Origin of the sequence: Methylomonas sp. AM2-LC (assembly GCF_039904985.1) — a bacterium.
GTDB lineage: Bacteria > Pseudomonadota > Gammaproteobacteria > Methylococcales > Methylomonadaceae > Methylomonas.
On sequence record NZ_CP157005.1, the window covers coordinates 1,887,222 to 1,900,294 of the forward strand.

Genomic DNA, 13,073 nt, shown 5'->3' on the forward strand with positions numbered 1-13,073 from the left:
ATGCAAATTAAATTATTGATTTAAAGCGACTATAGCGTTCATTGTCGTTGCCTGACTATTTAGCCTAATACTGACTAGAATTTGAAACCGCTTGCTTAATCTAGCCTATGCGTTGCGAATAAATGGATTACTTATTAATAGCCGCAAGCTGGAAAAGTCGCCCGTTGAGCAGCTCAGATCAAACAACTAAAAATAGTCTATCCTGGAAAGCCCAGCCTGTCTTAGCCTGCTGTAAATAGCCGTAACAACCCAGAAACCTATACTGGGTTTAAATAAAAATGTCATGTTTATGATTTTAAAGCTATAAATCGGATAATTATGTTTACAGGTATGGGTTTTAGTGTTAGAGTTTAATCGTGAGATTATGTTTAAAATAGCTAGGGTTTTGCCGAACGTTCGTGTGTAACAGGTTTTTGTCAAAGCGTAAAAATTTCGGCCTATTTTTCTCTAGAATGCCAAAAGATGCTTTAAAAACCGCTAGTCATGTCGAACAACCTTAAATGATGTTATTTCGATAGGTGATTTTATGCTGGCACAAGATCATATTAATCCCGCAACACCCATGGGCGCTACACTCATCGCTGAGGGTGCCACATTTAGGGTATGGGCGCCTCGCGCGCAGCAAGTCTATTTAAATGGGGTTTTTAACCAACAATCGCTAGCAACCCAATCTGACTCTAATCTACTCGTTAAAGACGCAAGTGGATATTGGACGGGTTTTATGCAGGGTGCTAAAGAGGGCGATCTCTATAATTTTTATGTGATCGGTAGCGGTAGTAGTGGCTATAAACGCGATCCTTATGCCCGAGAACTGGCAACCGACTACCCATTTCCCAACTGCAGTTGCATTATCCGTAGCGATCAAACCTATCCCTGGCAGGATCAGGCATTTCAGACGCCAGATTACGCCAATATGATAGTCTACCAATTGCATATTGGCACTTATCTATCAGCTAATACTGGCAAATACACCACCTTTCTGGATGTGTTATCAAAGCTGGAATACCTAAATGCCTTAGGGATTAATGTATTGCAACCATTGCCTGTGGATGAATGTGAAACTAATCCGGGGCTGGGCTATAACGGTTGCGATTACTTTTCGCCCGATTCGCCCTATATAGTGCCAGCCTCAGATTTAGCGACCTATTTGCCTTTAATCAATCAACTGCGGAGTGCTAAAAATGCGCCCGCCCTAACCAGTCAACAGTTAATATCCGGACCTAATCAGCTGAAAGCGATGATTGATACCTGTCATCTGTATGGCATCGCGGTGGTATTCGATATCGTCTACAATCATGCCGGTGGATTTGAGGGTGATGACCATAGTCTCTATTTTTGGGATCGGCTCCCTGGTTACAATAATAACGATAGTCTCTACTTTACCGATCAAAGCTGGGCAGGGGGCTTATCTTTTGCGCTGTGGAATACCGATGTTCGGCAATTTTTGATTAACAACGCGGTCTATTGGCTAACAGAATTTCATATTGATGGGTTTAGATATGATGAAATCAGCGTGCTATCCAATCTTAATGCTGGTACGGGCTGGAGTTTTTGTCAGGATTTAACCTCTACTTTACGTTTTATAAATCCACGTTTTATACAAAATGCCGAATATTGGCCAGTTAATCCCTATATAGTCCGTTCCAGTAGCAGCGGAGGCGCAGGTTTTGATGTCACCCAGCATGATGGTTTACGTAGCAGTGTGCGCAGTGCTATCAATCAATGTGCCTACGGAGCCGCCGCCCAGGTCAATATGGACGCCATAGCTGCACAATTGTTTCCGCCCGGTTTTACCCATGGTTGGCAAGCGGTAACTTGCGTGGAAAACCATGACATCGTAAAAGTCGGTTGTGATAACCGTATACCCACCCTGGCGGATGGTTTCAATCATCGCTCCTGGTATGCGCGCAGCCGCAGCCGCGTGGCTAGCGCCTTGTTATTGACTGCACCCGGCATACCACAACTATTTATGGGGCAGGAGTTTTTAGAAGATAAACAATGGGGTGATAATCCAGCCGGACAAAATCTGATTTATTGGCAAGGTTTGGATGCAGGCGAGGTGTCTATGACAGATCATCTGCGTTTTACTCAGGATGCCATTCGTCTGCGCTGGCTGCATCCTGCTTTACGTGGTGATGCTATCAGAGTGTTTCATGTGCATAACGATAATCGCATACTGGCTTTTCATCGCTGGCTAGAGGGCATAGGTAAGGATGTGATTGTGGTGCTTAGTCTTAACGATAGCACTTTTTATCACTATGAAATTGGTTTTCCACACTGGGGTGTCTGGCAAGAAGTGTTTAATAGCGATGTCTACGATAATTGGGTCAATCCGATTGTCGCGGGTAACGGTGGAGCTATTACGGCGCAAGGGCAGGGATTACATGGATTTCAAACTTCAGCCAATATCGTCATACCGGCTAATGGAGTGCTGGTGTTTGCTTACCAGCCTTAGTGGAAATCTAATTTAGATTGTATAAAGTAAATCCTTTGTTCGATTTATCATAGTGTATACAGTAATCGAGATAAACCAACATCGAGAAAGTGAATTTCTTGAGGATGAACCCTTAATGGAAAAGGTTAAAGAATGGCATAGACGCAGAGATATACTTAAGGAACTGCTATATTTGTCCAACGAGGAATCCATGTTAGTGCAGCGTATTCCAAACTGGGAGCGTCTCAAGCGAGAAAGCTCTTATATTCAAGAGGGCAATTATCTTACACCTTTTTCGTTCATTCTCGATTTCGTTAATCCATATCATATGGTTTTCAATCATGGGAAAGAGTTATGGCAGGCAAGCTTCATTTCCCAAGAATTTATGGACTATCTTTCCTTTAAATATCCAGAAATCAAGGCGTTTTGGAAGCCGGATTGACAGTAAATGGACTTTAAAGTGTATTTATGACTTAAAACTGGAGATAGAGGTAACGATTATCTTAATTTTAGGCTCACGAAACGAAAGAAATGGTCGGTTTCAACATTACAACATTTGCCCCCCATCGCTCGAACCTAGCGTTATTTAACAACGTTTTAGTTGTTTGTATTTCGGTTTTCTGCACTCAAAATCCAATTGGAACTCTTAGGCCTAAAAAGAATAAGCAAACTAACCCTCTGCTGATATCTTTGCTATTTTGCGCCATACCTGCCGCTATAGCAGCAAAAAGTAACAGAAATTCTCATAACTTATTGATTTAAACCAAAACAATCTTGGCATGGATTTAGCTTTTCCTTCGTTTGTATTTAGACAAGTACGCTGGTATTTAACAGACAAACTAACAAGGAATAGATATGAAGAACCAAGATATCATCACTTCAAACGATCTTAGGCTTAACTTAAATAATGCTCATTGCAGCCAAGCCAAATATTTGAAGATTGCACAATACGCTTTACTGCTTTCTTGCTCCACATTGCCCCACTTATCATTCGCATTAAACAGTGGCACCGATGTAGATTTAAGCTTAAATCCTATAGCAGGTGGTATGGCGGGGGCTGCTTTTGTCAAACCGCAGGAGGTGGCGTCAGCTCTGTTTGGTAATCCAGCTACTTTGTCTCAATTTAAAGGGTTTAATTTTGAATTCGGTGCAGCGATTTTGGAACCGGTAGTACGTAATCAGCAAACAAGTAACGGCTATAATAATCAATCACACAGCCAAGCAGGTAATTACATCGCTCCAGATTTTGCCATAAGCGGCGAGGTATCTCCTGGTTTTGTGCTGGCGGGTGGATTAAATGTGGATTCTGGATTAGGCGCGGATTACCGTACCCAACCGATTAACGCTGGAGCGGGTTTGGGCCTAGGCGGTAGCGGAGTAGGCGGGGCGGCCACACTACCATTGCTGGTGGAGTTATTGTCGTTAAGCGCCAATCTGGGCGCGGCCTATGAGGTGGACTCTAAATTGTCCTTGGGTGCAGCCTTAACCATAGGCTACGGTATGGCACAGTTCGGAACCAGCGGCAATACTAGCGGATTGCAATCCTTAACGGGCAATTTCGGCGGAACTACCTCCAGTGTGCATAACATTTCCATACGTGGTTCCACCGGGGCTACTTACAAAATATTGCCAGAGCTGTCTGTCGGGGTGTCTATCAAAAGCCCACTGGAATACAACTATCATGGCGTACTGGAAACCACTGTAAACGGTTCCCAGCAATATCAAAACGTTAAACTGGATCAACCTCTGGAAGTGACCTGGGGTCTGGCTGGTAATCCCAACTCAGATTTTCTGTTAGAGGCTGATGCTATCTGGAAAAACTGGTCGAACAGCTCTTTATATAAAGATGTTTACCAGGATCAATTTCTGGCCTTATTCGGCGGTCAGTATAGTATTGGAAATTTACAGTTACGTGGCGGCTACGGTTATTCAACCGAAATTTTGCGCAGCAATCCTAATGGTACAGTCGGTGGCTTTTCAGGGTTAGGTACGTTACCGCTTAATACCAACGTTCCCGGTGTATTAAATAGTAACGATTTGATTAGCGTTGTGCAAACCACTTTGGGGCCGACAGTCTGGCAACACACCTTGACCGCAGGCATCGGTTACGCCTTTAGCCCTAAATTCCGTTTGGATGCTTTTGGTGCCTATGCATTTGAAGGCTCCGCCAGTCGCAGCACATTAGCGCTAGGCAATTATTCGGTCACCGGCAGCGAATGGGCGTTGGGTGCTGGAGCAAACTTTAAATTCTAAACGTCAAAATTCGACATCAACAACTTTTTGTAAGGATAGCTTTATGTCACAACACAATTATCAACAAATTAGAGCCGATATTCGTAGCTTGGTGGATGCCGTTATCCGCCCCAACGCTGAAAAAACCGATCAAGGTGAATTTCCCAAGGAAAATCTGAACGCCTTGGCCAAAGCGGGTTGGAACGGCATCTTAATTCCAAAGGAACTGGGCGGATTGGGGCTTGACCACGTAGCCTTTTCCATCGTTGCAGAAGAGATAGGCAGGGGGTGTGCATCCACGGGCCTGGTGTACGTAATGCACATTGGCGCGGCTCAAACCATTAACCTATTCGGCAACGATGACCAGAAAGAGCGATGGTTAAAACCTGCCAGAGACGGTTTAGTCGGCACGTATTCGACCAGCGAAAAAGCCTCAGGTGGCCATTGGTGGTTTAATTTTAGCGAAGCTGCCCGTGACGGCGACAGCCATTACCTGCTCAATGCTGAAAAATCCTTTACGACTAGTGCAGGTAAAGCCGATTATTACATTTTCCAAACCCGCTCTCCAGGCGCCAAATCCGCTACGGATATCAGCTTTTTTATTGTGGATTCCAAACTGGATGGTATCAGTCATGGGGTATGGGAAGCCTTGGGCGTACGCGGCAATCATAGTGGTCCTATCAGCTACAAAAATGTTAAAGTCGAAAGTCGTGATCGCTTGGGCGAAGAAGGTCAGGGGAAAGACATTGTTTATCACGGCGTTTCACCAGTCTATTTGATTGGCCTGGGTTCGGTTTGGCATGGAGTGGCCAGAGCAGCTCTGGAACTTGCCGCCACTCATTTGACAAATAACATCCATAAAGACTTTAACCGCAAATTATCCGACTATCAAGTGCTGCGTCAGCAATTGGGTGAGTCCAAAGTCTTGATTGAAAGCTTAGGGCCTTGGCAGCGCGAACTGGCCAGACAATTGGATGAGCTACAAGCGTCAGGCCAGCAACAGGGGCAAATTCTAATCCCATTAACCGAGTTTAAAGTTCATGCAGCAGAAGTGGCTAACATTTCCGCCAGAAACACTCTGGATGTCAGCGGTGGATACGGTTATAAAAAAGGCCCGATTGAAAGAATCTTCCGCGACGCCAGGGCTGGTATCGGTATGGGGCCATCTAACAACATCGCCCGGGAGTGGATAGGCAAAGTGCTAGTCGGCTTGCCACTTGAATTATTTGAAGCGGGCGGAGAATAAGCGTTATTAGATTGTCTTCTATTTTAGAAATAGACATGAGCCTCAGTCACCATACTGAAAAGTCTGTGATTAAAATTAGCTAAATGTCAGCAAGGATGCGGTTAGGTACCAACCGCATCCTAGTGTGGCCCGCATGGGCTAAAACTTGATATTTAAAAGACGATAACCGTAGCCCGCGTTGCGGCTCAGCTTGAATGATGTTAGATCGCTAGGTTGTGGCAACCAACAACTCTTCCGAATTGTTCGGTGGACGCAATCCGTCCGTTCTGTGTGCAAAATAGCGTTCGGTAAGCGCCGCTGCTGATATATGCTCAACTTTTCTAAAGCCTGCCGCGCGCGCCAGCGCCAGCATTTCCTCTGGCGTGAAAAAGCTTAGCCAGGGCGTACCGTTTGCCTTTGCGCCCGCTGCTGCACGCTCGACGCCGGGACGTATTTCAGGATCGTTGAGTTCTATGGGTAGCATAAATGACATGACAAATGTCGATCCCTGCACAAGCGTTGCAACCTGTTGCAGCGTCGCCATAATTGCTTCTTTAGTCAAATACATACTTACGCCGGTAGAAGCTAGCACGGCCGGCTTTTTGGCGTCGAAACCCGCTGCACCTAGTCGCTCCTGCCAAGCCTCTCCTGCTTCGAAATTCACCGGGACAAAATGCAGAGAAGGTGGAATGCCGAAGCCGAGTTCAATGAGGCGTTGACGCTTCCATTCCTGCATGCTGGGTTGGTCGATCTCGAATATCTGCATGCTTGCGGCAAGCGCAGGCTTTCGCTGAACGAAAGTGTCTAGTCCCGCGCCAAGTATGACGTATTGGGAAATGCCACGCGCAACCTGTTCTGTAACAAGATCTTCAACGAAACGGGCGCGAGCCAAAATTGAGGCGCGAAAGGGCCGCGTAAAAGGACTCATGTCTTGGCGATTTTGCCATCCGCTAGCGGGAGCCACCAGCTGCAAGCCGATTGCATCTTCGAACACGTGAGGGGCAGAATCGAGTTCTAAGTGTAACGCACGCCATAGAGCAGTACGCTCTGCTGTGTTATCCGGTACCACTGTCTGATTATTGGGCACGATGCACTCTCCGAGCGGTCTAATTTTTAGGTAAGCGACATTGATGTTGTTCAATTGAACGCGATAAGATGCGCCTGATTCTAATAAAACGAAGGCCTCATAGGATGCTGCCGACGTAAGGAGGCGCATCTTTCGCGTCATTCTCCAGTATCAAGATTAAATTCATCCCTACATCCCCAATTAACAGGATAAATTCCTTGTGACACAAATTGATGAAAACTTGAATGCGGCCAATCGATTACGTGTTTAACATAGCCATGCTTTACCGGATTCCAGTGAATATAGTCAACGTGCTGATTGTAATCTTCCTGACTGGTAATTGCATGCGCCCAAAAACGCCGTTGCCAGATACCGCGCGCTCCACGTTTTTGTCTGCTTTCTGAAATTCTTTCCGATTTTTCTAAAGAACGAGAAAAATGCCCTTTGAGCATGTTCCAGCGTGTCGAAAATTCTGCATCTTCGGTTGGCAATGTCCAAATCGTATGCAGTTGATCAGGCGATAATAACAATCGCATCAATACGAAAGGGTTTTCTTTGTTTTACGTAGCTGAAAGCCGTGCGTAGGGAATCGATTTTATCTACCAATAACCGATTCTTTTGACGTTCTGTAAGATTAACGGTAAAAAACCAAGTAGGATAATCCTGAAAGAATCGGCGGTAATGGGTTATTGAATATGTCTTAGAACGCGAAAGATGCGCCTCCTTACGTTGGCAGCATCCTATCAGTTCGTCGTTAAAATATAAAGTTTAGCAAAGAGTGGTCAAAACCTCCTGAACATCAAATGCGACTATTCAAAGCTTTAGAATTATTGGTAGCAGAACTTCTATCTCACAAATGTCCTATTTATTATGCACATCAAAAATAAGTTGATCGGTTGCAAAGCCGTATTCATTTGCGGTTGCCAGTAATTCCTGCAAGATAGAAACGGCCAATATCGGCTTACGGGCCAGTATCCATAAATACTCGCGGTCTGGGCCACAGATCATGACATATTGATAATGATCTGCATCCAAAGCTATGATGTTATAGGCGCCATAAAACGGTTCAAAAAACGAGACTTCCAATTGGCCAATATCGGCTGTCGATACAAAATGTGCCTTGCCTTCTGCGGTTTGGCGTTCCCCGGCTTCGGCATTAAAACCGCTATTCAAAACTTTAACAGTACCGTCAGCATTCAAACTATATTCAGCACGAATATCGGTTAGTCCTCGTTCAAAACGGTGATCCAGTCTGGCAATTTCGTACCAGGTTCCCAGGTAACGATTCAACTCAAAACCGGTCACTGGTTTTATGCCATTGGGAATGCCGGTACAGGCTGTCAGTAAGCAAGTACAAAAGATTAATAGAGTGCGCATAGTGGTGTGTTTATTGGCTGTTTAGGTGATTTTATACAAAGCTTTTACTTGTCGAGTTTGTTCTGCATGATCTACGATAGGGGCCGGATAGTGGCTATCAGTCGCTGGTTGTTGCCATTGATGAATTTGGCTTGTGCTGTATTTTGCTAATTCCGGCACCCAGCGTTTTATATACCTACAATCGGCATCAAATTTACGTTGTTGTAACCAGGGGTTAAAAACCCGAAAATACGGTTGCGCATCGCAGCCGGTAGAAGCTGCCCATTGCCAATTGCCGTTATTCACACAGGGATCATAATCCAGCAAGTGCTGTGCAAAATAGCGTTCGCCCCAACGCCAACTGATATGTAAGTCTTTGACTAAAAAACTGGCGACTAGCATGCGTACCCGATTATGCATCAAGCCCGTTTGGTTTAATTCACGCATACCAGCGTCTATGATCGGAAATCCGGTCATACCTTGGGTCCAGGCCAAAAATAGCGGTTCCTGGTTTTGCCACTCAATGTTGTCATAACGACGATGAAAGGCGTGACCAAATACGTATGGGTAATGATAGGCGATATGCGTAAAAAAATCCCGCCAATAAAATTGTCTTAGTAAAGGGTGCTCTGCGTCGAATTGCTGCAGCGTGGCATAGTATGCTTCGCGGATAGAGCAGCAGCCGAATTTAAGATAGGCCGATAATGTGCTGGTGGCAGTCAAACTGGGATAATCGCGTTCCAGGCTATAGTTTTTACAGGCGGATAATCCATTGTGTAATAGGGCTAAGGCGGGTTGGCGTCCGCCTGTTAGCACATTCGTATGTGTTTGCTTAAGCGATGTCTGCCAGTCTGTGCTGGTTGCGTAAAGTTCTGCACTGCAAAAATTGCCAGCATGTAAATTTTTCGGCAGTTTTACCGGATTTTGTCTGGCACGCTTATAAAACGCGCTAAACACTTGATAGGGTGTATGAGTCTTGTTTAAGACTTGCTCTGGTTCATTCAGTAATAAATCGGCATGACTGTGAAAATCGATACCCAGTGTCTGACAGCGTTGTTGTATGCCGCTATCGCGTTGTAGGCTGAAAGGGGTGTAATCTCGATTGACAAATACGGCCGCAATCTGATGTTCTGTGTGTAGCCGGGTAATTACATTTTCGGGATTATCGGTATAGAAATAGAGCTTTCCACCCTGTACGGTAAATTGGCGCTGCAAATCTTGCAGTGCTTCCAGCATAAATTGCAGAGCAGGGTGGCTTTGGTAAGGATGGGCCTCAATTTGTAACGGATTAAAGATAAAAACTGCAATGACTTGCTCAGATTGCGCTAAGGCAGCGTTCAATGCAGTATTATCCTCAATGCGCAAATCGCGGCGAAAAATAAACAGGGATTTAGCATAAGGTTTCATGTTTTCGATATCGATTAATGCTTGCCAACAACGTCTTGCAGCGCTGATGCTAAATCAGAAAATTTAAATGTAAATTTAGCGTCTAGTAAGGCTGATGGAATAATACGTTGACTGGCCAATACTAATTCTGACATTTCGCCCAATACTAATTTTAGTATCCAGGCGGGAGTCTTCACTAGGCAAGGACGCTGCAAGTTTTTAGCTAATGTTCGACTAAACTCGCTATTAGTTACCGGATTGGGTGCCGTGGCATCTATAGCACCCTGCCAATGGCTGTGGTTTACTAGTTCATCAACAATGGCTACCCAATCATCCCGGTGTATCCACGACATCCACTGCTGGCCGTTGCCAAGTTGTCCGCCCAGCCCTAGTTTGAAAGCGGGTAACATATTTTTCAGCAATCCACCGCCTGTTCCTAATACCAGACCCGTTCTGAGCAAACATACCCGCATGTGCATTTTTTCAGCTTGCAGGGCAGCTTGTTCCCAGTCCAAGCATAGTTGTTGCGAAAAACTAACGCTGTCGCTGTGATTTTCATCTGCATACACACCAATTGCAGAGCCGTTAATCAATACTTCCGGTTTGGTGTGTAATTGGGAAAGAAAAGACAATAACTGGTGGGTGAAAGCAATGCGGCTATCACGTAATAGTTGTTTGCGGGCCTGACTCCAGGGTTTGGCAAAAATGGGGGCGCCGGCAAGATTAACCACCGCATCAAAATAACTGTCTTTTGGCAAACTATCCAAATGTTCAACTACATGCACACTTAAACCGAATAATGATGTCGCTGTATTAGCACTACGGGTTAGTAAGGTAATGTCGTAATCTTTAATCAACCAGTGTTTTATTAGGGCAGTGCCCAGAAAGCCAGTGCCACCCGTGATCAGAATGTGTTTTTTATGCATAAAATTAAATAATGTTTACCTTGCTTACACGTCCATAACTCAGATGCGATAAGCCCATATATAAGAAAAACCATTGATAATTTTCGTCTATCGGTACTTGATTTATCGAACCGTAAAACTCTAATGACAATGTTAATAACAGTAAAAAAACGCCTAACACGAGTAAACCTTTATAGTCGCCACTAAAACGGCAATAACTGTATACCGCCACTTCTGTCAGGCATAAATAAAACAGCATCAGTCGCAAATTGCCACTCATGGGGCCGTAAAGATCCGTTTGATCATCAAAGATAAGGGTGCTGCCCATTGCAGAAATGACGCTAACCACCGCTAAAATAATCAAGCTGGCGTTAAAGTTGATAGAGCAGATGAGCTTTAGCACATCAAAGTTTTTGCTAAAACGGGTATTGGTATGCATGTTATACCCTTGTAAAAAAATGCCCTTTACGAGTATTGAATGTAAAGGGCATATAGAGGAAGGAAACTATTCTGGCAAGCGGTTGTATGCTTACCGCTACAGTTTGTTTCTTACTTAACTAAGAGCCAGACTTCCAGGTTTAGACTCTGAAGGTTCTTCAGTACTATCTCCATCTACCAGTTCTATTTCACTACTGGTCGATTCGATTATTTCTTCAGGTGGATCCAGTTTTTGTCCTTGCATTAACAGATCAATCTGATATTTATCGATGGTTTCCCATTCCAACAGTGCATGAGCCATATTATGCAAAATCTCGATATTATCTTTGAGTATGGTTTCTGCACGCTGATAATTGCTGTCTATCACATGACGGATTTCTTCATCTATCATATTCGACATCTGTTCTGACATAGGTTTGGCTTGTGGCCCCATATAGCCGCCTTCATTATCGCCATAATCCATAGGTCCCAATCGATCAGACAAGCCCCATTTGGTGACCATATTGCGTGCCAATTGCGTAGCGCGCATGATGTCGTTGGATGCCCCAGTGGTCACTTTGTTTTTGCCATAGATCAGCGCTTCGGCTACCCGGCCACCAAACAGACTGGAAATTTGGCCTTCCAGTTTGTCTTTATTAGCACTGTACTGGTCACGCTCCGGCAGGAACATGGTAATACCCAAGGCACCACCACGCGGCATGATGCTGACTTTATACACCGGGTCGTGTTCGGGAACATTTCGACCCACAATAGCGTGACCGGCTTCGTGGTAGGCGGTCATTAATAAATCTTCACGACTCATGACCATGGTGCGTTTTTCTGCACCCATAATCATTTTGTCGCGGGCTTTATCCAAATCGTGCATGGTTACTACGCGCTGATTTTTGCGGGCGGCAAACAAAGCGCCTTCGTTGATCAGATTAGCCAGTTCCGCACCGGAAAAGCCCGGTGTGCCACGTGCCAAGTCGTTAATATTCACATCGTCGGCCAGTGGCACTTTATCGCCATGCACTTTCAGTATTTGTTCACGACCTTTAATGTCGGGTAATCCCACTTGTACCTGCCGATCAAAACGGCCTGGGCGTAGTAAGGCTTTGTCCAGTACATCGGCTCGGTTGGTGGCGGCAATAACAATAATGCCTTCGTTACCGCTAAAGCCGTCCATCTCCACAAGTAACTGATTCAGAGTTTGTTCGCGTTCGTCGTTTCCGCCACCCATACCACTGGCGCCACGTTGCCGACCCACGGCATCAATTTCATCGATAAAAATAATGCACGGTGCGCGTTTTTTGGCTTGTTCAAACATATCCCGCACCCGCGAGGCACCCACACCGACAAACATTTCCACAAAATCCGAGCCGGAGATTGAAAAGAATGGTACCCCCGCTTCACCCGCTATAGCACGAGCCAGCAAAGTTTTACCGGTACCGGGAGGCCCCACCATTAACACGCCGCGTGGAATTTTGCCGCCCAATACTTCATATTTACCGGGATCTTTCAGGAAATCGACCATTTCGACGACATCTTGTTTGGCCTCTTCCACACCAGCTACATCTTTGAAACGCACTTTAACCTGATCTTCGGCCATGAGTTTGGCGCGGCTTTTTCCAAAGCTGTTTTGGCCGCCCGCACCCATCATTGTTTGTTTGCGCATGAAATAAACGGTCACTCCAATCAACAACAGCATGGGTGCCCAGTTAATCAAAACTTGCATTAAAAACGAAGGTTCTTGTGGACGTTCGACCTTGATTTTTACCCCATATTCCAGCAACTCATCAATCATGCGCGGATCATTGGGATTATAAGTAGTAAAGTGTTCTCCACTTTGTCTACGACCATCTACGTTGTTACCATCAATAACCACTTCTGATACCGCATGGCTGCGAACATCAGCTATAAAATCAGAGTAATTAACTGAATTGGGTTCTTCGTAATGTGTTTGGTTACGATTGATCACTAAATTAAACAACACCGTGCCAATGGCGGTAAGGATAATGATACGAATAATAGGTTTAAGCATGTTGATAACCT

General features: G+C 45.0%; 11 protein-coding genes. 4 read left to right on the plus strand and 7 right to left on the minus strand.

Features of this window, described 5'->3' with window-relative positions; translation table 11 throughout:
• Window positions 1-526: 526 nt before the first annotated feature.
• From ABH008_RS08560 to ABH008_RS08575, 4 genes are all read left to right on the plus strand, one after another.
• Entirely contained in the window at window positions 527-2,455 is a 1,929-nt protein-coding gene (locus ABH008_RS08560; protein WP_347989432.1) for an alpha amylase C-terminal domain-containing protein, read from the plus strand.
• A gap of 115 nt (window positions 2,456-2,570) precedes the next feature.
• Window positions 2,571-2,876, plus strand: a complete 306-nt coding sequence (locus ABH008_RS08565) for a hypothetical protein (protein WP_347989433.1) — start codon at window positions 2,571-2,573, stop codon at window positions 2,874-2,876.
• A gap of 413 nt (window positions 2,877-3,289) precedes the next feature.
• Window positions 3,290-4,687 (plus strand): outer membrane protein transport protein, encoded by a 1,398-nt coding sequence (locus tag ABH008_RS08570; protein WP_347989434.1) that lies wholly within the window; start codon window positions 3,290-3,292, stop codon window positions 4,685-4,687.
• A 43-nt stretch (window positions 4,688-4,730) separates the two neighbouring features.
• Entirely contained in the window at window positions 4,731-5,912 is a 1,182-nt protein-coding gene (locus ABH008_RS08575) for an acyl-CoA dehydrogenase family protein (protein ID WP_347989435.1), read from the plus strand.
• 208 nt (window positions 5,913-6,120) lie between these two features.
• On the opposite strand, the gene ABH008_RS08580 is transcribed toward ABH008_RS08575, so the two are convergent.
• The 7 genes from ABH008_RS08580 to ftsH form a co-directional block, all read right to left on the minus strand.
• Window positions 6,121-7,119 carry a class I SAM-dependent methyltransferase gene (locus ABH008_RS08580; protein ID WP_347989436.1) on the minus strand — a complete coding sequence of 333 codons (999 nt, stop codon included), beginning with the start codon at window positions 7,117-7,119 and terminating at the stop codon, window positions 6,121-6,123.
• A complete protein-coding gene (locus tag ABH008_RS08585; protein ID WP_347989437.1) occupies window positions 7,116-7,493 on the minus strand; it encodes a transposase in 378 nt (125 codons plus the stop codon). Before ABH008_RS08585 ends, ABH008_RS08580 begins: the two co-directional genes overlap by 4 nt.
• Before the next feature lie 325 nt (window positions 7,494-7,818).
• Window positions 7,819-8,334, minus strand: coding sequence for a lipocalin family protein (locus ABH008_RS08590; RefSeq protein ID WP_347989438.1), 516 nt, complete (start codon window positions 8,332-8,334; stop codon window positions 7,819-7,821).
• Window positions 8,335-8,355: 21 nt separating this feature from the next.
• On the minus strand, window positions 8,356-9,720 hold the full coding sequence (locus ABH008_RS08595; RefSeq protein WP_347989439.1) for a deoxyribodipyrimidine photo-lyase: 1,365 nt from the start codon (window positions 9,718-9,720) through the stop codon (window positions 8,356-8,358).
• 14 nt (window positions 9,721-9,734) lie between these two features.
• Window positions 9,735-10,625, minus strand: a complete 891-nt coding sequence (locus tag ABH008_RS08600; protein ID WP_347989440.1) for a TIGR01777 family oxidoreductase — start codon at window positions 10,623-10,625, stop codon at window positions 9,735-9,737.
• Between the two features lie 4 nt (window positions 10,626-10,629).
• Window positions 10,630-11,043 carry a hypothetical protein gene (locus ABH008_RS08605; protein ID WP_347989441.1) on the minus strand — a complete coding sequence of 138 codons (414 nt, stop codon included), beginning with the start codon at window positions 11,041-11,043 and terminating at the stop codon, window positions 10,630-10,632.
• A gap of 114 nt (window positions 11,044-11,157) precedes the next feature.
• Window positions 11,158-13,062 carry an ATP-dependent zinc metalloprotease FtsH gene (gene ftsH, locus ABH008_RS08610; RefSeq protein ID WP_347989442.1) on the minus strand — a complete coding sequence of 635 codons (1,905 nt, stop codon included), beginning with the start codon at window positions 13,060-13,062 and terminating at the stop codon, window positions 11,158-11,160.
• Window positions 13,063-13,073: the final 11 nt, after the last annotated feature.

Excerpts from the sequence above, each read along its gene's own strand:
- ABH008_RS08560 (WP_347989432.1), top strand. The coding sequence starts at position 527 with ATGCTGGCACAAGATCATATTAATCCCGCAACACCCATGGGCGCTACA.
- ABH008_RS08565 (WP_347989433.1), top strand. The coding sequence starts at position 2,571 with ATGGAAAAGGTTAAAGAATGGCATAGACGCAGAGATATACTTAAGGAA.
- ABH008_RS08570 (WP_347989434.1), top strand. The coding sequence starts at position 3,290 with ATGAAGAACCAAGATATCATCACTTCAAACGATCTTAGGCTTAACTTA.
- ABH008_RS08575 (WP_347989435.1), top strand. The coding sequence starts at position 4,731 with ATGTCACAACACAATTATCAACAAATTAGAGCCGATATTCGTAGCTTG.
- ABH008_RS08580 (WP_347989436.1), bottom strand. The coding sequence starts at position 7,119 with ATGACGCGAAAGATGCGCCTCCTTACGTCGGCAGCATCCTATGAGGCC.
- ABH008_RS08585 (WP_347989437.1), bottom strand. The coding sequence starts at position 7,493 with ATGCGATTGTTATTATCGCCTGATCAACTGCATACGATTTGGACATTG.
- ABH008_RS08590 (WP_347989438.1), bottom strand. The coding sequence starts at position 8,334 with ATGCGCACTCTATTAATCTTTTGTACTTGCTTACTGACAGCCTGTACC.
- ABH008_RS08595 (WP_347989439.1), bottom strand. The coding sequence starts at position 9,720 with ATGAAACCTTATGCTAAATCCCTGTTTATTTTTCGCCGCGATTTGCGC.
- ABH008_RS08600 (WP_347989440.1), bottom strand. The coding sequence starts at position 10,625 with ATGCATAAAAAACACATTCTGATCACGGGTGGCACTGGCTTTCTGGGC.
- ABH008_RS08605 (WP_347989441.1), bottom strand. The coding sequence starts at position 11,043 with ATGCATACCAATACCCGTTTTAGCAAAAACTTTGATGTGCTAAAGCTC.
- ftsH (WP_347989442.1), bottom strand. The coding sequence starts at position 13,062 with ATGCTTAAACCTATTATTCGTATCATTATCCTTACCGCCATTGGCACG.